We start from the raw sequence: 19,433 nt of genomic DNA on the forward strand, positions 1-19,433 counted from the left end.
CGGCCGGGTGCAAGGATGTGAAGTTGCATTTGCCGCTGGCGTTGACAGGATCTATGGTCCAAGAAGAGGTCACAGATCCGTGATTGCCTCTCTTTAATGTCGTCCATCCGTCCGCTTATTCCGCTCCTGATTGCCGCAGGCATCCTGCTTGGCGGCAATGGGCTGCAGGGAACGCTGATTGCCTTGCGCGGGGCGCAGGAAGGCTTTTCCGCTTCCGATATCGGCCTGATGGGCACGTTCTATTTCGCCGGTTTCCTGCTCGGCTGCCTAGCCGTCACGCGTATCCTGAAGGCGGTCGGCCACGTCCGGACTTTTGCCGCGCTGGCCGCGATCGCCTCGGTCGGTACGCTGCTTCTGGTGCTCGTCATCGACCCCGTCATGTGGTGCGCGGTGCGCTTTGCCGGCGGCTTCTGCTTTGCCGGCCTGTTCACCGTCATGGAAGCCTGGCTGAATTCCGGCGTCGGCAACAAGGACCGCGCGCGGGTGCTCGCCATATATCGCATGGTCGACATCGGCTCGGTTACCGGCGCGCAATTCCTGATTCCGATCTTCGGCGCCGGCGGTTTCGCCATCTTCGCCGTCATGTCGATGATGATCACCTTTTCGCTGGTGCCGGTCTCGCTCGGGGACCGCTCGAACCCGGCGCCTCCGGAAGACGTCAAGCTCGACCTGCCGCGCGTCTGGCGGATCTCGCCGCTCGGCTCGATCGGCTGCATCGCCGTCGGCGTCACAAACAGCGCCTTTCGCACGCTGTCGCCGGTCTATGCCGAGGAGATCGGCATGTCGGTTGCCGATGTCGTGACCTTCGTCAGCGTCGGCATTTTTGGAGGCGCCCTCATCCAATATCCGCTTGGCTATCTCTCCGACCGCCGAGACCGCCGCTCGGTGCTGCTGGCGACGACGTGCTGCGCCATGCTTGCCGCGCTGGCGCTGGCCTTCGTGGCGCGCGCCGACCCGTTCCTCAACTTCATCATCGTTTTCATCTTCGGCAGCTTCGCCATGCCGCTCTATTCACTATCGGCCGCGCATGCCAACGACCGGGCCGGCAAAGGCGAATTCGTGCTGATCAACGCGGCGCTGATGCTGTTCTACTCCTTCGGCGCGATCGGCGGTCCGATTGCGGCCTCGGCGGTGATGCAACATTTCGGGCCGAGCGCGCTGTTCGTTTTCAACGCCGTCGTCTATGCCGTTCTCATCATTGTGATCCTCTACCGCATGCAGGTGCGGTCGAGTGTGCCGGCCGGCAGCCGTAGCCGCTTCACCGCGCTTTTGCGCACGTCGACGCTGTTCGCACGGCTGGCGCGGCGGGGCGGCGATTCCGACAAGCAGGACTAGAGCGTTTCAGCGTTTCGCGGAAACGCCGAACCGCTCTATCTCTTTGTTTTTACGCAATTCCGGACGGAAAACTGTTCGTCACTTTTCCTGGAATTGCTCTAACTGCGGCTTGACGAAAGCGCTTGCGGCTGAAATTGAAGAGGCCTGATATGATGCCAAAAGCGAATTGATGCACGTCATCACCACCCAGAAAGAACTCGAGAGCGTCATCGCGGCGTTCGAAAAGTCCGAATTCGTAACCGTCGACACCGAATTCATCCGCGAAACGACCTTCTGGCCGATCCTCTGCCTCATCCAGATGGCCGCGCCAGGCGTGACGGCGCTGATCGATCCGCTTTCGCCCGACATCGACCTCAAACCCTTCTTCCGGCTGATGGCCAACGAAGCGGTGGTCAAGGTTTTTCACGCCGCACGCCAGGACATCGAAATCATCGTTCATCTGGGCGACCTGGTGCCGCATCCTGTGTTCGACACGCAGGTGGCGGCCATGGTCTGCGGCTTCGGCGACAGCGTCTCCTACGATCAGCTGGTGCAGCGCATCACCGGCGCGCGGCTCGACAAATCCTCGCGCTTCACCGACTGGCGGCACCGGCCGCTCTCCGACAAGCAACTCGAATACGCGCTCGCCGACGTCACCCACCTGATCAAGGTATATGAGCACCTCAGCGCCGAGCTGAAGCGCGAGGACCGCGCCCACTGGCTCAACGAGGAGATGGACGTCCTCACCTCGCGCCAGACCTACGATCCGCATCCGGAAGATGCCTGGAAGCGGCTGAAGATGCGGCTGCGCAAGCCGCAGGAGCTGGCGATCGTGCAGGCGGTGGCGGCATGGCGCGAACGCGAGGCGCGCGAGCGCGACGTGCCGCGCGGCCGCGTGCTCAAGGACGATGCGATCTACGAAATCGCGCAACAGGCGCCGCGCGACGCGACTGCGTTGGGGCGGCTGCGGACGACGCCGAAGGGCTGGGAGCGTTCGGCGACGGCAACCGCGCTGCTCAGCGCCGTCAACACCGCCCTTTCCCTTCCGAAGGAAGCGATGCCCAAGCTGCCGAAGACATTCCAGCCGCCGGAGGGCTCGAGCGCGGCGGCGGAACTGCTCAAGGTGCTGCTCAGGATCGTCGCCGAGAAGGAAGGCGTCGCCTCCAAGGTGCTCGCCTCCAGCGACGACATCGACCGCATCGCCGCCGAGGGCGATGCCGCCGACGTGCCGGCGTTGCAAGGCTGGCGGCGTGCCGTGTTCGGCGAGCAGGCGCTTAGACTGGTGCGCGGCGAGATCGGCATCAAGTTCGACAAGCGCAGGATAGCGGTGTTCGACCTCTAAAGCGCGTCGCGCTGAAACGGTTTCCGGCAACGTGCTTCAAATACTTGAGTTGATGGCGTGTCGTTGTCCCAGAACCGCGCACACTTCTGAGCGACAAGCATCAGTCTACACCGCCCCAAGCAGGTGCAGCGCGAACCAGATCCAGGCGACGAGAAGAATGCCCGCGCCCAGGAAGAAGGCGCGGCTGCGGTGCAGCAGATAGTTTCTGGTGAGATGCACCCAGGCGTGCACATAGCGCGTCACGACGAAGAGCCACATCAGCGTCAGCGTCAGGTAATTCACGCCATTGGTGACGAACAGCGCCAAGCATAGCACGTGAAAGAGGACCGGCAGCTCGAACTGGTTGATGAGGTTGTTGGCGACGGTGACGCTTGAGGCCGGCTCGGTCGAGCGGACCTTGTACTGGCTGATCTTGGCCTCGCCGGACTTCACGGCAAGATGACGCCGCTTCAGCATTACCAGATAGACGATGTAGACGAGCAGCACCTGCGCCAGCATCGGCCAGAAGATGGCGGTCTGGTTCATCTTGCCCCTACCGTTTAACGCCGCCGCTGCCCGGCAAGCGCCAGGACCGCAACGACCGCGAAGGGGATCGCCAGAAGCGTGAACTTTGTCACGGTCAGCGACGAGGCGAAGGCCAGCGAGTCGGGATTGGCCGACTGGAAATCCGACAAAAGCCGCGCCACGGCGAAGTTCTGCGCGTAGTCGGCGATCGTATAGGGCAACACCAGGACCAGTGCCGACAGCGCCTTCAATTGCGCGGGCATGGAGCGGAAAGTGCTCAGCCGCCTGCCGAAGGCCAGGATCAGGCTGAGCAAGGTGAGCGACAGCAGCGCCGGGAAGAGCAGATCAAACGTCAGATAATGCCAAACGATGATGATCTCGCTGCCGCGCCGGCCGAGCGCCGTCAGCCATGCCATGCCCTCATCCGGCGTGAAGCCGGTAACACGCATGTCGAGCGAAGGAAGCCCGTCGCTCAGGTGGCGGAAATAAAAGAACTCGAGCGCCGTCATGGCGATGAAGATCGCCGCGGACGCAATCGAGAGCGCCGCCGCGTGACGCGACAGGCGCAACACCGTGACGATCAGGTTGCGCCATAGCCCCAAGCGATCCGGCCGCTCGTCCGCCTGATCAAAGTCCGCCCGGATAGTTCGGGCTTTCGCGGGTGATCGTGACGTCATGGGCGTGGCTTTCACGAAGTCCGGCGTTTGATATGCGCACAAAGGTGGCGCGTTCGCGGAACTCGGCAAGATCGCGCCCACCGACATAACCCATAGCGGCTTTCAGGCCGCCCGCAAGCTGGTGCAGCACGCCAGCCACAGGTCCTTTGTAGGGAACCTGGCCTTCGATGCCCTCCGGAACCAGTTTCAAGGTGTCGCGCACCTCGGCCTGGAAGTAGCGATCGGCCGAGCCACGCGCCATCGCACCGACCGAACCCATGCCGCGATAAGCCTTGAAGGAGCGGCCCTGGTGCAGATAGACCTCGCCCGGGCTCTCGTCGGTGCCGGCAAGCAGCGAGCCGATCATGGCGGCACTTGCGCCGGCGGCGAGCGCCTTGGCGAGGTCGCCCGAATATTTGATGCCGCCATCGGCGATGACGCTCACGCCCGACTTCTCAGCCGTCTCAACCGCCGACATGATCGCCGAGAGCTGCGGCACGCCGACGCCGGCGACGATGCGGGTGGTGCAGATCGAGCCCGGACCGATACCGACCTTGACGGCGTCGGCGCCGGCATCGATCAGCGCCTGCGTGCCCTCGGCGGTGGCCACGTTGCCGGCCAGGATGCGCACCGAATTGGAGAGCTTCTTCGCACGCGTCACCGCGTCCAGCACGCGCTGCGAATGGCCGTGCGCGGTGTCGATGACCAGAAGGTCGACGCCGGCATCGATCAGGCGCTCGGCGCGCTCGAAGCCGTCGTCGCCGACGCTGGTGGCGGCCGCGGCGCGCAGCCGCCCCTGAGCGTCCTTGGTGGCGTGCGGGTTGAGCTGCGACTTCTCGATGTCCTTGACGGTGATCAGGCCGACGCAATTGCCCTTGCGGTCGACCACCACCAGCTTCTCGATGCGATGCTTGTGCAACAGGCGCTTGGCCTCGTCCTGGTCGACATTCTCTTTCACCGTGATCAGGTTCTCTCGGGTCATCAATTCGTAGACCTTCTGCGACGGATCGGAGGCGAAGCGCACGTCGCGGTTGGTGAGGATCCCGACCAGCCGGCCGACCGTATGACCGCCGGTGCCGCCGTTCTCGACCACCGGAATGCCGGAAATGCCATGAGCGCGCATCAGTGCCAGGGCGTCGGCGAGCGTGGCGTCGGGGCCGATGGTAACGGGATTGACCACCATGCCGGATTCGAACTTCTTCACCTGCCTGACCTGCTCGGCCTGCTCGGCCGGCGAGAAATTGCGGTGGATGACGCCGATCCCGCCGGCTTGCGCCATGGCGATCGCCAGCCTCGCTTCGGTGACCGTGTCCATGGCGGCCGAGAGGATCGGCACGTTGAGGTCGATGTCGGTGGCGATGCGGGTGCGGATATCGGTCTCGCCGGGCATGACCTCCGAATGGCCGGGCTGCAACAGCACGTCGTCGAAGGTCAGCGCCAATGCGCCGGTGGACGTCTCGATGATTTTTGCCATGGCCAGTCCTTTTTGAATGCGGAAAAGGCGCTGGGCCGAAATGGCCAGCGCCGACTCTCATCTTCCCTTTCAGGATTGGCGCTGGCTGGTAACACGTCCCGCAGGCGATGAAAAGCCGATCGTTGCGAGACGCTTCAGGTTCCTATTCCGCACCTAGGAGAGCATCCAGCAGAGCGTGCCGCGGCGATGCAAAAGGATTGACGACGGTTACACCGCCCCAGGTAAAGCCATCCTGCAGATCTTCCGACAGGAGTAGCCGGCAACCCGTTTGCGAAGCAGTCGAGAGAATGACAGCATCCCAGATGCCGAAACGATGGTCTGCCGCAAGATCGACAGCCTTCATCATCACTTCCGGCGTCGTTCCGGCAACCGCGAAGGCGTCGCTCCAGCTAAGCAGCTTATCCCGAGCTTCCTGGGAATGTCTTCCGGCCTTGCGGACGAGAACATTGAACAGTTCGCCCAGCACCTGGACCGGAATGACCGCGGCCTCTCGTGGAACGTTGCGTAGCAGTTCGATAACGGCGTCGCGCTTCTCCGCGTTGTTAACGCCCTCAGCATAGGCCAGGACGTTGGGGTCGATGGCGACCTTCACCGATCGTCCTCATAAAGTTCATCGCGGGTCCAGTGTCCGGCATTGAGGATCGGCTGCCGTTCGAGGCGCGACAGCAATGCTGCGTGCGAGCGGGAGGCCACGCCCTCGTGCTTCTGCGGAGGCACGATCCGCGCCACCGGCCGCCCATGGGTGGTCACGACGTAGCTGTGGCCCTCGCGTACATCACGCAGGATGTGGGAGAACCTGCGATTGGCATCGGCTGCCGAAACGGTTTCGTCCATGGCTGCATAACCTGTAGTTATTTTCACTACAATAACCCAGAGGCTCTGTTTATCAAGCGGCGCGCGCGATGTTTCCCAGCGAGGGTTGCGGTCGCACAAAAGTGACAGCAAATTAATGCGACATCCGGGCCAATTGGTGGTACCGCCCCGGCGTGCCGGCTCGCCCCCAAAGCCAGGCCCGGAATCGCGAAGTCAAATCAGGGCGTCCCCTTGAACCGCATCATCCCGCTCATCCTGGCGGTCGCACTTTTCATGGAGAACATGGATTCGACCGTGATCGCGACCTCGCTGCCGGCAATCGCCATCGACATCCACACCAGTCCGATCGCGCTGAAGCTGGCGCTGACGGCCTATCTCGTGTCGCTGGCAATCTTCATTCCGATTAGCGGCTGGATGGCGGACCGGTTCGGGGCCAAGAAGGTGTTTCGCGCCGCGATCGCCGTCTTCATTGCCGGCTCGGTCGCCTGCGCCTTCTCCAATTCGCTGCCGGCCTTCGTGGTGTCGCGTTTCCTGCAAGGCATGGGCGGCGCCATGATGACGCCGGTCGGGCGCCTGGTGCTGGTGCGCGCGACGCCAAAGAGCGAGCTCGTCGCGGCGATGTCATGGCTGACGGTGCCGGCGCTGGTCGGGCCGTTGGTCGGCCCGCCGATCGGCGGCTTCATCACCACCTATTTCACTTGGCACTGGATCTTTTTGATCAACGTGCCGATCGGGCTTTTGGGCATCTGGCTTGCCACCCGCTATTTGCCGGAAACCGACCCCGCCAAAACGCCGCCGCTCGACTTCCCGGGCTTCGTGCTCAGCGGCCTCGCGGCGTCCGGCATCGTCTTCGGCCTCTCGGTGGTCAGCCTCCCCGCTTTGCCGCCGATCGCCGGCTTCATTACCGTTGCCGTCGGCCTGGTTTCGGGCGTGCTTTATCTGCTGCATGCTCGGCGCGCCAGGAACCCGCTGTTGGCGCTGGAGCTCTTCAGAAACCAGGTGTTCCGCTCCTCCGTGCTCGGCGGCTCGCTGTTCCGCATCGGCATCGGCGCGGTGCCTTTCCTGCTGCCGCTGATGTTCCAGATCGGCTTCGGGCTGACGCCGTTCCAGTCCGGTATGATCACCTTCGTCTCCGCGGTCGGCGCCATCGGCATGAAGTTCGTCACCGCGCTGCTCTTCAGGCTCGCCGGGTTCCGGCGGGTGCTGGTCTGGGGATCGCTGATCGCCGCCGGCTCGATTGCCATCTACGGCCTTTTCACCCCCGCAACCCCCTATGCGCTGATGCTCGCGATCCTTTTGGTCGGCGGCTTCATCCGCTCGATGTTCTTCACCGGCGTCAACGCGCTGTCCTACGCCGAAGTATCGACCGCCGACACCAGCAAGGCGACGCCGATCGTTGCCGTGTTCCAGCAGTTGTCGATCGCGCTCGGCGTGGCGCTGGCCGGCGGCATCCTCGAAGTGTCGACTTCGATCCATGGCGGCCCGCTGACGCTTGGCGATTTCCACATCGCCTTCTTCATCGTCGCGGCGGTTTCGGCGGCGGCATCGCTGACCTTCATGCGGCTGGCGCCGGACGCCGGCAATGCGGTGTCGGGACATGGCAAATTGACGACGCCGAAGACGCTGGAGGCGGTGGGGACCGCGGGGAAATGAGCGCCACCTTTCCCTTCTCTCCTGACAAGGGGAGAAGGTTAGGCGCTACCCCTTGAACTCCTTCGCCAGCAGGTAAAGCTCCACCGACTCGTCGCGCGAGGCCGGCGGCTTCACATGATGAACCGAGCGGAAATTCTGCTTGAGCCGCGAGAGCAGCTCGTTCTCGGCCCCGCCCTGAAAGGTCTTGGCGAGGAAATGGCCGCCGGGCTTCAAAACCTGCAGGGCGAAATCCGCCGCCACTTCGCACAAATGCATGGTGCGCAGATGATCGGTCCGGCGATGCCCGGTGGTGGGGGCAGCCATGTCCGACAGCACGACATCGGGCTGACCGCCGAGCGCCTCTGACAGCTTTTGCGGCGCGTCGTGATCGAGGAAATCCAACTGCAGGATGACAGCGCCCGGCACCGCGTCCATCTCAAGATAGTCGATGCCGACGACATGCGGGTTTTCCGCGCTCGATTTCGTGCGGGCCGCCGCCACCTGGCACCAGCCGCCGGGCGCGGCGCCGAGGTCGATCACCTTCATGCCGGGTCTCAAAAGATGATGCTTGTCGTCGATCTCGGTGAGCTTGTAGGCGGCGCGCGAACGGTACCCATCGGCCTTGGAGCGCTGCACATATGGGTCGTTCATGTGCCGCTCGAGCCAGCGGCGCGAGGATTCCTTCAGGCCGCTCTTCTTCTTGATCCGGGTCTTCAACACGCGCATGCCGGCCGAGCCCGGCTTCTCTGGCTTCCTGCTCATTGCCGGCCACGCCCGTCATGACGCCAGACGCCGTCATCGGCCATCAGTTCGCTCAATATACCTTCGCGCAGGCCGCGGTCGGCGACCCGCAGCCGCTCCGACGGCCACACGCCGCGGATCGCTTCCAGGATGGCGCATCCAGCAAGCACCAGGTCGGCGCGGTCGGCGCCGATGCAGGGATTGGCGACGCGCTGCTGAAAATCCCAGCCGATCAGTTTTTCCACCATGCGGTCGACGCTCTGACGGTCCATCCACAGCCCGTCGACGCGGCGGCGATCGTAGCGCTCGAGGTCGAGATGGACGCCGGCCAGCGTCGTCACCGTGCCGGAGGTGCCGAGCAGATGGAAATTCGGACTGGCGAGCACATGCGCGAGCCGGTCGCGCCCGTCGAAGGCTTTGAGCCGCACCGCAACGTCATCGACCATGGCGGCGAAGGTCTCGCGCGTCACCGTGCGACCGCCGAAACGTTCGGCGAGCGAGACGACACCCACGGGCAGCGACGTCCAGGAGACGATGTGGTTGGCAAGCTGCGGCGAGCGTTGGCCGCGCGTGAGGTCGATCAGTGCGATCTCGGACGAGCCGCCGCCAATGTCGAACAGCACCACGCCGCGCGTTTCGCGCTCGACCAGCGAGCCGCAGCCAGAGACGGCCAGCCGGGCCTCGGTCTGGCGATCGATGATCTCCAGCTTCAGACCGGCCTCGCGCTCGACCCGTTCGAGGAAGTCGACGCCGTTTTCGGCCGAGCGGCAGGCCTCGGTGGCGATCAGCCTCGCCTTCCTGATCTTGCGGTTGCGCAGCTTGTCTCCGCAGACCTTCAACGCCTCGACGGCACGGTCCATGGCCGCCTGGCCGAGCCGGCCGCTGGCCGAAAGCCCCTCGCCCAGCCTGACAATGCGCGAGAACGCATCGATGACGCGGAACTGGCCGTGGCGGGCGGGCACCGCGACCAGCAGCCGGCAATTGTTGGTGCCGAGATCGAGCGCTGCGAATACCGGCAGTTCCTGATGCGGCGGGCGCGCGCCATTCGGAAGCGACGGTCGCGGCTGGGGGACGATCGGCGCGGGTTCAGGCGCGAGGCTGGCGGGAGCGGCGACGGGCCCCGGCGACGGTATTCCGCCGTTCTCATCGCGTGCGAAAACCTTGCGGCCGCGCCTGCGCTTGCGGCGCTTGCGCGTTTTGCCTTTCGGGTTCTCGCTGCCTTGATTGTCGGCATGTCTTGCGTGCGCGCCCGCATGGCGGCTGAAACGCCCCGCGGGCGGGCCCGCCGGTACCGCCGGCGATGCCCCGGACACGCCCACTGCCGACGCGCCCGCGCCGGTATCGTGGTCTTCCACTTCAATTCCTTTCGGCGCCGCGCGAACCAGCAAGGACGCAGCAGGCACCTCGATTTGTTTCAAGTTGAGAACAGACTAGCAGCGCGCTTTGCAATCACCAAGAGCGCATGCCCCGATTTTTGGCGCCGTCACGCAGGGGCCACCTCATGCCGGTTGAATAGCCGGCTTCAATCAGGCATGTCTCAATGAGACTTGGAACGGGTTTGGGCAACATCATAGCAATGAGCTTAATCGCATGACGACGACGCCATGAACTGGACGCGCTATTTCTGGCCGGTCATCGGCATAGCGGCCGTGGTGTTCTCGCTCTGGCTGCTCATCCATGAGTTGCGCGGCATCTCACTCGACGATGTCTGGGCCGGTATCGTCGCCATCCCCCCGCGCGCCTGGGTGCTGGCGGCGCTGAGTTCCGTCGTCGCCTATGCCTCCCTCGCCGGCTACGACCACATTGCGCTGCTCCATATCGGCAAGAAAGTTTCGTGGCTGTTCGTCACGCTCTGCTCCTTCACCACCTATGCGCTGTCGCACAATATCGGCGGCTCGGTGCTGTCTGGCGCGGTGATCCGCTACCGCGCCTATGGGACCCGGGGGCTGACCGGCCAGGATGTCGGCGTGCTGGTGGCGATCTGCTGGATCACCTTCGTGCTCTCCAGCCTGCTTGTCGGGGGCCTCGTGCTGGTGCTGGAGCCGCAGATCGTCGACCGTTTCACCACGACCCCGCACCACGAGCTGGCAACAGCCGCCGGCCTCGCCATGCTGATCCTGGTTGCGGTCTATGTGTTCTGCAGCTGGCTGCATCTGAGGCCGCTCAAGGTCGGCAGCTTCCAGCTGCATTACCCGGCACTGCCGATCGTGGCGCGGCAATTGCTGATCGGCCCGGTCGAGCTGCTCGCGGCGGCGGCCATCATCTACTTTGCCTTGCCGGCGGCCGGCAATCCCGGCTATTTCGTCGTGCTGGGCGTCTTCATGATATCCTTTTCGGTCGGCTTGCTGTCGCATGCGCCGGGCGCCCTCGGCGTTTTCGAGGTCGTCTTCCTGGCCGGACTGTCGCATATGGATCCGGTCGGCGTGCTCGCCGCACTCCTGGTGTTCCGCCTGTTCTACCTGATCATCCCGCTGCTGATCGGGCTCGGCGTGGTGCTGTTCTTCGAGCATTCGCAATACAGCCGCGGCGAAGGTTGAGCGTTCCCGTGCGGCCCGCGACCGAATGAGAAAAAGGCTGCGGTTGAACTGCGGCGCGGGGTTGACTATTTTCGGATGGCGGCTACAAGGCAGCGCTGGCGGCGCTTGAGCCGCCCGCTTCGCGCGATGCCGACCGCGCCTGCTGGGGAATAGGTTAACGGTAGACCAGCGGACTCTGACTCCGTTAGTCCTGGTTCGAATCCAGGTTCCCCAGCCAACGAAATATCCAAGCAGAACAATGCCTTAGATGAAAACATGGTCTCCGGACCGTGGTTACATCACATTTGCAACACGCTCTCACCTAAGCCCTTGTCTTCCGTGCAGTGCAAAACATTCCCGCTCACACGGAATGGCGGTGATGTTCTCGGCACGTTCTTGAATTAGCAGGCACTAACGGGTCTGTGAGTCCTGTCACATACGCTCCTGGCGCATCGGCCTAGCTTGTGCAGTGAAGGGAGTGCCGTGATGCTTGTGAACCTTCCTATGCTTATGAACCTTGCTCTAGTCGTTGCTGGTCCCGTTGTCGATTGGTTTGGTCGCCGAGCCGATCAGAGGGCGCTATTGAAGGCAACTGACGATCTGAGCGACTCACCGGACGACATGCTCAGCGACATGGGGATTTCGCGCGACGACATCGAGACCGCGCGCTGGCGGTCCAGCCGGAGAGTGAGCTGACAGAAAGCCCGGAAGCTGGATGCTAGCCCTGCTCTGGTGCACATCGCCATCGCTCCCATGCGAAGCGCCCGCTGCGTTGCCGCAGCGAGCGCTCCAGTGGTCCCCGCATCCCTCGCAGCCAAGACGGTACGCCTCGGTAAGAGGGATCATAAGCGCGCCCTAGTTGAAGCGCTGCATATTCAGATTGCGTGACATTTCTGCCACTAGAGACAGGAAGGCCGGAGCCGGCATTCAAAGGAACTTCGGCTTTGGCTCGGTGCCCTTGAATTCAACGCCTACGCGATCACTCTTGCGCCATCGAACAACAGTCCTGTAGGCGATCCCATCAACTGGTACGCAAAGCAGGCATTTATGGTCTGGCCCGAGCCGTTTCACCAGTGCGGCAACGTCCAATACCGCCGACCGCCGGCAAGTGAGGCAATAGACAGAAAGACCCGTCCCGGCCTCAGCTTTTGCCGAGTGTGTCTTCCGTGAAGGGAAATTTCATTGTCATGGCGATCCTCGCAAATTGGGATCGCCGCACCGGTGAGGATTATTCCTGATCGCCGGGGCGATTGCCAAAGAGGTTACGCGATCACACCATGTCCTTTTGAGGTAGAAATTAGCTATCTTGCATATGCGGCGGACCACTAGTCGCTAGGCCGGCGCCGGGCTCTCAGGCAATTCTCCCCCACGAGAAAAGGCGCCGGTCACCTTAGCCCGCCGCTGGGTGTGGGGGCACACCGAGCGGCGGGTTATAGGATTGCCGAATACTGCATGCTTCTTGAGGAAGCCAGCGCCCACGCTGCCGCGCATCAAGTTGTCGGCAATCCATTCGGCAAAGAATTCTGCCCCGCGTCCGCTCAATGCCGCGCCTTTAGAAAATGAGCCTCTCGAAGCAGCGCATTCCAATCGGTCCCGATCAACTCGATCAGCTCGCGCGCTTGCTCTTCGGAAATCTCTACCTCTCTGGCCAATCGGCTGGCCAGGATCTCATCGGGGCGTCGCTCAAGTCCCCATCGCCGGTGTCTTCGTTCATGGAACCTCCTGCCTTTCCAACTACCGAAAGGCGGACAGGTTCAGGCTTGGATGGAAAATTCTGAGCGGCGCGGAGTGCTGCATGTCGATCAGCCCCTTTTCGCTGAATTTCGGCTTATTAGGAGATGCGCATATACTTCTTTGCCGGCATGGCGTTCCCGATAGGCCCTGCCGGCCAAGGCCCGGTGGCCACCCCTAAGCCACACCCAAAGGCTACCGGGCCGCCACCCGCCATCTAGGCGCCTCAGCTCGCCCGCGACGGACGCAAAAGCCCGCTCGCCTTGGGAAGTCGAACGGACCGTTGCTCTTATGCAGGCGGCTCGGATGCCGGGGACGAACCGTGCCGCCGCTTACCCTCGCGTATGTTCCAACAGCAACGCAAGTCTTTCCGGCTGACGCCTTCCACAGCTGAAGCGGCTTCCTCGGCGGCGATTCAGTGTATTGCCGTAGCTGCGACCAGGATCAGCCCATCGCGGCGAAGACGATGACGGCGACCATAGTGATCTCAAAGCCGTTTCCGCCATTGCCTATTTTCTTGTCGGCCATGGTTCATTGGCTTTCCGCTAATAAATTGGAGCATCGCTCAAGGGCGACAACCCATCAGACCCCCGTGCTTGAACATGGCCCGTTATCTGGCGAGGGCAGAAGCGCACCGTCATTCAGAAATGATGTAAGTGGAGTGGCATCTAGTCGCCGTTTTAGCGGGCCAAGCCGCCCCTACGGCGCTCCATCGCTTCGGTCAGAAGGTGAAACAAGCTATCGAACTCCTCGTATATCTCTTTGGGCGCGATGCCCTGACGCCCGGCAGTAGCCAGGAGTTCGACGACAAGATGGCAATGGCCCCTGGGTTTCGGTGCTCACGTTTGGCAGATGTTCTGCCATCCATCGGTCCAGAAATTTCAAAGCCCGCGCGCTCATACTGAGGAAAATCTGGCCGCTACCTTCGGGTCCTTCCTCGAAATCCGTCGCATGCAAGAACCCGCTCGTTTGAGGGGGACGAGCGGGCTCCATGCTTTGAGACGGCACGGATAGAATGCGAGGTCGACCCGTGCCGTCGCGACCATGATCGCATGCCCGTTGAGATGTTCTATTCAGACAGAAGTCGTAGAGACGGACACTTTGGTCCCTGTGCTGAAACCTTCGCGTCGCTGCATCATTTGATAGAGCCGGCGAGCATGTGTCCCTTCGTTCGGCGGCATGAGAGAGTGGATAGATGCCCGCCATCCCGTTGCCTGGGATGGCGGGCATCTGTTTTGTTGTCCTATCTTTGGCCGATTGAACTTGTGCATGTCGGGGCGAAAAAACAGGTCACCTAAAGCTGTGATAGGCCTCGAAATTCATAAGTGGGGTCAACGGCCCTAGCAATCGTACTGGAGAACCGAATCCCTCTTGCCCGTATACCAATCGTGCGCACCGGCCTCGCCCGCAAAGACCCTTGCATTTGCTTAACATATTAGTAGATGCTAATCTAGATGTTGACGTGGTCACGCGAGGGCGACTATGCATCAGGTCAGCACGCGAGAACGCGCAGGGCTGGCGAGCATTGTGGTCACAGCTGCGGCCCTCAATGGTGGTCTAGCCCTGGCGCATAGCCACAGTAGAAGCTGGACGTATCCACCTGCCTGTTGCCATGGCGATCCCATCACCGGAGAATGCGGCAAGATCCCCGCCATCGCCGTGACGCCGCGGCCTGACGGGTATGTAATCATCCTTCGACCAGGCGATCACCACAGAGTCACTCACCAAAACCGATACTTCGTTGCTTACCACGTGGTCATTCCGTCTGGCGACGACAATTTCCACATCTGCCTTCATCCGACCGAAGAAGACGAGAATTGCTTCTTCGCGCCGGCCGACGCGATGTGAGCCCTGTATCGCCTAAAGGGAGCCGGGATAGCGAAACGGGTTCATGCTCGTCGACAATACCCGCCATGAAGTTGGCGATCATGCGGGAAGCTAGGGCCTCACGCTGCTCCGTAGTTTGGCCATCATATTTCAAACCATCGAAGACCCAGGCCGGGAGTTCCAGCTCAGCCGGATTGAAAATTCCCGCTTCTACTGCTCTTTTGCGGACCGCCACGGCGGTGAACTTCTACCATCGAGGAAATCCTGCAGTGTCGTATGACGAAGCGCGTGCTCCCCGCGAAGGAATTTCACCCAGCCGGTGATGCCCGGCTTAACCCAATCGACATCGTCGGCGAAGGCGCTCGGCACCCGCTGCGCTGGCTTTGAGGCCCTGGCCTCTTGGACGCGCTTCCACAGCCGTTCCCTGAGGCCGCTGGGCAGCGCTATAAACGCGGTGCCGGCATATCGGCCATCGCGCGCCACGATCGCCGCTGCGCGCTTCCCGGGCTCGAACCATCGCCCAAAAAGGTTGTACGCGTCCAATTTGGAAAACGCAGAAACACTCATCACCACGGTGAATAATGTGCGGCTTCAGGCTCAACCGGCTGGTTGGTGGTGTTCCAAGCCGAGATGCTGAAGAGGAACGCCACTCGCGTTGGCCGCGAGCGGCGAGATCAGGATCAGCAGCAGGAAAGGCTCTCTTCCGCTGCCGTCTTTCCCCTCATCAAACTGCCAGTCCCGGCTTCGCTGCGACCGGGCGCGTTCCTGCCGCTGGAGGATGAGCGGACGACTCCTAGCCGTTGAAGGCGGGCAACGGCTGCGAGACGGTGAGACTTGCGGAATATACTGGCCTGCCGGCTTCGTCATGAACGGCAACGGTCACAGTCTCATCCAAGTCGCTTGAGGCGATTTCGTCTGCAGCGATATCGTGAAGCGCCTTCAGCGCTTCTCGTCGCAGGTCGGTGAGATTGCCGAGGTCGACCCAAGCATCGCCGAGGCTTTGCCCATTTCGGAAGACTTCGAACAGATAGTTCGGCATGCATTATTGTGGGCCGCACGAGCTGCACCCGCATTCAAATTTGAGAGATGGGAAAGCATCCACCCCTCCGAGTGTGAACGTAGCCTTCACTGGGGTGCGTTCAGGCGGGAAAACCCGCCTTTCTGAAGCCTGATGTGAAAAGCCCGAGGGCGACATGGTCGGCGAACGGGAGATTTGAAATCAGCCGGAGAGTCAGGTCGTGTTTCCTGGTCAGTGCTTCCTCGACTTCAGCGCGCGCCTTCTCCGCCTCGCCTAAATGTGCGTACGACGCTGCGAGGAAGGCATGGACGAAGAACTGGTCGCCAGCCTTCTGATACGAACCGACGGCTTCCGAGTACCTTCCAAGCAGGAACAGGGAGCTACCCTTCACCTCCCAGAACCACATCGGTGGTACCGGGTCGCGGAGGAGCGCTGTTTCGAGCACGTTGAGCGCCGCCTCGGCCCGTCCGCCGTAGTTGAGCCAGCTTGCGTAATCCCCCGCTATGTTCACGTCCAGCGGGTTCAACGAGCGCGCTCGCTCGAAATGCACTCCCGCATCGCTGTGTTGGCGCATGTGGGTAAGCACCAGCCCCATGCTCTGATGACAGACGCCATCGCTCCTGTCGAGAGCGAGCGCCGTTCGAGCGGCGTCCCAGGCCTTCTGTAGCGTCCGCAGATCGTTGTCGTACCAAAATCTGCCGACGAGGGCCTGCGCCAGGAAGGCGTGACCTTGAGCGAATGCCGAATCGAGCTTGATACACTGCGCGAAGAGGGGCTCGGCCTTGTCCAGTTCATATCGGTAGAAGTGCGCGCGCCCCTGCAGGTAGTAGTCGTATGCGTCCCAATCGGTCGGACGCTTGCGTCTGCTGCGGCTCGCAGAATCGGCCTCCGCTTGGCCTTCGACCATCGAGGCGATAAGAGCCGCAACCTCGTCTTGCAATGCGAAGATGTCGTTGAGGGCCCGGTCGTACCGTTGGGCCCAAAGGTGGGTACCGGTGGCGGCATCAATCAATTGTGTGGTGATCCGAATGCGGTCACCGAGCTTTCGTATGCTGCCTGCGACGAGGTAGCGAACTCCGAGCTTGCGGTGGGCTTCGGCAGTGTCCAATGCGGGGTGACGGAACTGAAACGATGAATTGCGTGCGATGACGAGCAGGGAGCGGAACCTGGCCAGCTCCGTAATTATGTCCTCGGTTATGCCGTCGCTGAGATACTGCTGGTCCGGATCGCCGCCCGAGTTGACAAAGGGCAGCACCGCGATCGACGGCTTGCCGGGCGGTGGGATCGCTCCGTAGGACGCGCTCGCCACCGGCTCGACAGCCCCCGTGAAGCGGTACCCGAGGCGAGGCACTGTGGCGATCCACTCACCGCCGTTATCAGCCGGACCGAGTGCCTTTCTCAGCGTCGCGATTTGGACGGTAAGGTTGCCTTCCTCAACGGCGGTGCCCGGCCAGGCAGCGTCCATCAGCTCGGCCTTCGTCAGGATCTCACCGGGCCGTGCGGTAAGGGCAGCAAGCAGCGTCAGCCCACGATGCCCAACAGTGATCGGGATCTGGTCTCTAAGAAGCGTCCCCATGTCGGGATCGAGCACGAACGGACCGAAGGCGATGCGACACCGCTGCATTTGGGCATATTAGACTTTTGGAAGTTGTCGGAACAGGCACCCCCTAAATTCCCGGGCCAAACTCTCCATTCCTTCCTAGGTGGTAGTGCTGAAAGACGTCGCGGGTCTCGTCGCCGTCTGGTGTTTGCGTCGGCACTTACGCTACTTGCTGCGGTCCAATCCCACCTTAAAAATGCAACGCAGCCCGGAGCGATCGTAGACCAGCTCAACCCCGCCCGTTCTTTCGCTGTCGAACACTCGCTGCAGGAGTTGCGTACCAAAGCCGTGTTTGCCAGGCACGACCGGCGGGCCGCCTTCCTCGCACCATTCCAGGACCAGAATTCGGCCCCCATCGACGTATTCCAACCGCCACGAGATCGAGACCGATCCGGTAGGATTGGAGAGCGCCCCATATTTGATGGCGTTCGTGGTAAGTTCATGAATGGCCAGCGCGAAGGAAAGCGCCACGTTCGAGGGCAACCAAACCGGCTCGCCTGTGAGATCGAACCGATCGAGAGAGGCATGCGGGTCGATCGAGGCGGCAATGAGCGTGCTGAGATCGGCACCGCTCCAATTCTCCCGGGTGAGGATATCATGCGCTTGTGCCAGCGAAACCAGCCGGGCCGAAAGCGCCTCCTTTGCGAGCGCGAGGCTGGTTGCGCTGCGCATGGTCTGGCTCGCGATTGCCTGAACTACGGCCAGCGTGTTCTTGACCCGGTGGTTTAGTTCATTGATCAACAGTTGGCGCTGCTCCTCACTCCGTTTGCGCTCGGAGATGTCGAGGCTGATCTGGACAGCGCCTATTACCGAGCCTGCCGCATCGCGGACGGGCCGCGCGCTGGAAAGCAGGTAACGTTGCACCCCGGATGGCAGCGTATAGGCGAATTCCTCACTGTCAGTTTCCTCGCCGCGCATGGCTCTGCTCAGCGGACGGTCTTCCCGGCTGATGGTCTGGCCGTCTTTGTACGCCAGCGTTTCGATCACCAAGTCGGGCGTCCCAAAGGATCTCCGGGACTCCGTCGACAGGCCCATCAGTTCCGCCGCGAACCGGTTGCGGATCACCTGTCGCGCTTGCGGATCATAGGTGAACCAGACCGCCACCGGCGCCGTATCCAGAACGGTTTCCAACTCGCGCGTGCGTTCCGCGATTGCACGGCCGGCTTTGATCATGGCTTGGGCAATCGTGTCGAACTCGGCGACAGACGTCGACATAGGTTTGACCTCGCTCCCTTTGCCGAGCGCATCGGCGCGCGCGGCGAGATCGACTGTGGCCTTGGTGAAGGTTTTACCGACCACGTAGCCCAGAGTGAGCGAAAAAAGCAGCGCTGTTAGGCCTGTTGCACCAATCTGTGCGAGAGACCACCAGAGAGGTGCCTGAACATCAGAGAGCGGAACATTTGCGGTGTAGAACCAGTCCGAATAGGGCGATCGATAGTACCCGGCCAGCAGCGTGGTGCCTTCGAAATTGCGAGATCGGAACGTACCGGAGCGGCCGACGACCTTTGCTAAATATTCCGGCAAACCGGGCTTGCCGGTCACCTCACCATGCAACTTGGACCTTGCAACGTAGTTGCCCTCACGATCACCGACAGCGACCGTCCACCCCGCTGGGACCGCGGGCAGCATAGCAAGGCGAATGCGTTCCGTCGGGACCGACATCGAAAGCAGCAACGACTGGCCTTTCGAGCCCGACACTTGTCTGGTGACTGCGATCCGGTATGCGTTCGATCGCGGCGCGGCGAACACGTTGCTGACCAGCACGCCAGCAAGATCCAGGTGCTCGCGCTCCTCGGGCGTCAGCGGTTCGGCCGAAGGCTCGGAGCCCTTGGCGGATTGAGTGCTTGCCAAGGCGCGGCCACCGAGATCACGCAGCGTGATTACCTGATCCGTACCCTGGACGAGGCGGCTCGCCTCGTTGCTAAAAGCCTGCAGATCATCATTGGCGAGAGCAGGCGACTTGGAGAGCCCTTCCAGAAGGGTCTTGAGATTGACGAGTTCGCCATCAACGACCAGCGACACCTGACGAGCAATCCAAAGCGCCTCCTGCTCGATACGAGACTGCTCATGCAGGGCGTAGGCAACGAACAGATAGGCAGCAAACAGCCAGACCGGCAACACGGCCGCTGCGATTAGTCCAAGCAGATGGGCTCGTACCGATCGACGAGGCAAATCTGTTTCCCTGTCTTCCCCAATACTGCAAGCTTAGCCGCAAGCTGGCGAACGACAAGCTTAGATTAACACTGCTGAACATGGCCAAGTTCG

The 19,433-nt window shown here is 62.1% G+C and carries 15 protein-coding genes, 1 tRNA gene and 1 pseudogene; 6 read left to right on the top strand and 11 right to left on the bottom strand.

Going from position 1 to position 19,433, the window contains the following annotated elements; genetic code table 11:
- Positions 1 to 96 precede the first annotated feature (96 nt).
- Positions 97 to 1,335 carry an MFS transporter gene (locus P9217_RS24040; protein ID WP_127847432.1) on the top strand — a complete coding sequence of 413 codons (1,239 nt, stop codon included), beginning with the start codon at positions 97 to 99 and terminating at the stop codon, positions 1,333 to 1,335.
- 169 nt (positions 1,336 to 1,504) lie between these two features.
- Entirely contained in the window at positions 1,505 to 2,656 is a 1,152-nt protein-coding gene (gene rnd, locus P9217_RS24045) for a ribonuclease D (RefSeq protein WP_067329970.1), read from the top strand.
- Positions 2,657 to 2,761: 105 nt separating this feature from the next.
- Here the strand turns inward: rnd and P9217_RS24050 are convergent, their stop codons facing one another.
- The 5 genes from P9217_RS24050 to P9217_RS24070 form a co-directional block, all read right to left on the bottom strand.
- Positions 2,762 to 3,181 carry an MAPEG family protein gene (locus P9217_RS24050; RefSeq protein ID WP_278088075.1) on the bottom strand — a complete coding sequence of 140 codons (420 nt, stop codon included), beginning with the start codon at positions 3,179 to 3,181 and terminating at the stop codon, positions 2,762 to 2,764.
- A 14-nt stretch (positions 3,182 to 3,195) separates the two neighbouring features.
- A complete protein-coding gene (locus tag P9217_RS24055) occupies positions 3,196 to 3,744 on the bottom strand; it encodes a hypothetical protein (protein WP_278088141.1) in 549 nt (182 codons plus the stop codon).
- Positions 3,745 to 3,787: 43 nt separating this feature from the next.
- Positions 3,788 to 5,290, bottom strand: coding sequence for an IMP dehydrogenase (gene guaB, locus P9217_RS24060; protein ID WP_067000642.1), 1,503 nt, complete (start codon positions 5,288 to 5,290; stop codon positions 3,788 to 3,790).
- A 142-nt stretch (positions 5,291 to 5,432) separates the two neighbouring features.
- Positions 5,433 to 5,882: a PIN domain-containing protein gene (locus P9217_RS24065; protein ID WP_127246925.1), complete on the bottom strand. Its 450-nt coding sequence runs from the start codon at positions 5,880 to 5,882 to the stop codon at positions 5,433 to 5,435.
- Positions 5,879 to 6,124, bottom strand: coding sequence for a type II toxin-antitoxin system prevent-host-death family antitoxin (locus P9217_RS24070; RefSeq protein WP_278088076.1), 246 nt, complete (start codon positions 6,122 to 6,124; stop codon positions 5,879 to 5,881). Before P9217_RS24070 ends, P9217_RS24065 begins: the two co-directional genes overlap by 4 nt.
- A 210-nt stretch (positions 6,125 to 6,334) precedes the next feature.
- Here P9217_RS24070 and P9217_RS24075 point away from each other — a divergent pair, with 210 nt between their 5' ends.
- On the top strand, positions 6,335 to 7,756 hold the full coding sequence (locus P9217_RS24075) for an MFS transporter (protein ID WP_127404114.1): 1,422 nt from the start codon (positions 6,335 to 6,337) through the stop codon (positions 7,754 to 7,756).
- Positions 7,757 to 7,801: 45 nt separating this feature from the next.
- Here the strand turns inward: P9217_RS24075 and P9217_RS24080 are convergent, their stop codons facing one another.
- Together P9217_RS24080 and P9217_RS24085 are read right to left on the bottom strand one after the other, a co-directional pair.
- Positions 7,802 to 8,497 carry an RlmE family RNA methyltransferase gene (locus P9217_RS24080; RefSeq protein WP_067329957.1) on the bottom strand — a complete coding sequence of 232 codons (696 nt, stop codon included), beginning with the start codon at positions 8,495 to 8,497 and terminating at the stop codon, positions 7,802 to 7,804.
- Positions 8,494 to 9,831 (bottom strand): Ppx/GppA family phosphatase, encoded by a 1,338-nt coding sequence (locus tag P9217_RS24085; RefSeq protein ID WP_278088077.1) that lies wholly within the window; start codon positions 9,829 to 9,831, stop codon positions 8,494 to 8,496. Before P9217_RS24085 ends, P9217_RS24080 begins: the two co-directional genes overlap by 4 nt.
- Positions 9,832 to 10,080: 249 nt before the next feature.
- On the opposite strand from P9217_RS24085, the gene P9217_RS24090 reads away from it, so the two are divergent.
- Positions 10,081 to 11,013 carry a YbhN family protein gene (locus tag P9217_RS24090; RefSeq protein WP_067000626.1) on the top strand — a complete coding sequence of 311 codons (933 nt, stop codon included), beginning with the start codon at positions 10,081 to 10,083 and terminating at the stop codon, positions 11,011 to 11,013.
- Between the two features lie 143 nt (positions 11,014 to 11,156).
- A tRNA-Gln gene (locus tag P9217_RS24095) sits at positions 11,157 to 11,230 on the top strand.
- Positions 11,231 to 11,919: 689 nt separating this feature from the next.
- Here P9217_RS24095 and P9217_RS24100 read toward each other — a convergent pair.
- Positions 11,920 to 12,033, bottom strand: a pseudogene (locus P9217_RS24100) (PilZ domain-containing protein); the annotation flags it as partial.
- A 2,172-nt stretch (positions 12,034 to 14,205) separates the two neighbouring features.
- Between P9217_RS24100 and P9217_RS24105 the strand changes: the two are divergent.
- On the top strand, positions 14,206 to 14,571 hold the full coding sequence (locus tag P9217_RS24105; RefSeq protein WP_278088078.1) for a hypothetical protein: 366 nt from the start codon (positions 14,206 to 14,208) through the stop codon (positions 14,569 to 14,571).
- Positions 14,572 to 15,343: 772 nt separating this feature from the next.
- Here the strand turns inward: P9217_RS24105 and P9217_RS24115 are convergent.
- The 3 genes from P9217_RS24115 to P9217_RS24125 form a co-directional block, all read right to left on the bottom strand.
- Positions 15,344 to 15,589: a hypothetical protein gene (locus P9217_RS24115; RefSeq protein ID WP_067000612.1), complete on the bottom strand. Its 246-nt coding sequence runs from the start codon at positions 15,587 to 15,589 to the stop codon at positions 15,344 to 15,346.
- A gap of 100 nt (positions 15,590 to 15,689) precedes the next feature.
- Entirely contained in the window at positions 15,690 to 17,159 is a 1,470-nt protein-coding gene (locus P9217_RS24120) for a winged helix-turn-helix domain-containing protein (RefSeq protein WP_278088079.1), read from the bottom strand.
- A 174-nt stretch (positions 17,160 to 17,333) separates the two neighbouring features.
- The gene (locus P9217_RS24125; RefSeq protein ID WP_245433073.1) at positions 17,334 to 19,289 is read right to left on the bottom strand and encodes an HWE histidine kinase domain-containing protein; all 1,956 of its coding nucleotides are present in this window, start codon (positions 19,287 to 19,289) and stop codon (positions 17,334 to 17,336) included.
- Positions 19,290 to 19,433: the final 144 nt, after the last annotated feature.

Origin of the sequence: Mesorhizobium sp. WSM4989 (assembly GCF_029625795.1) — a bacterium.
Taxonomy (GTDB): Bacteria; Pseudomonadota; Alphaproteobacteria; order Rhizobiales; family Rhizobiaceae; genus Mesorhizobium.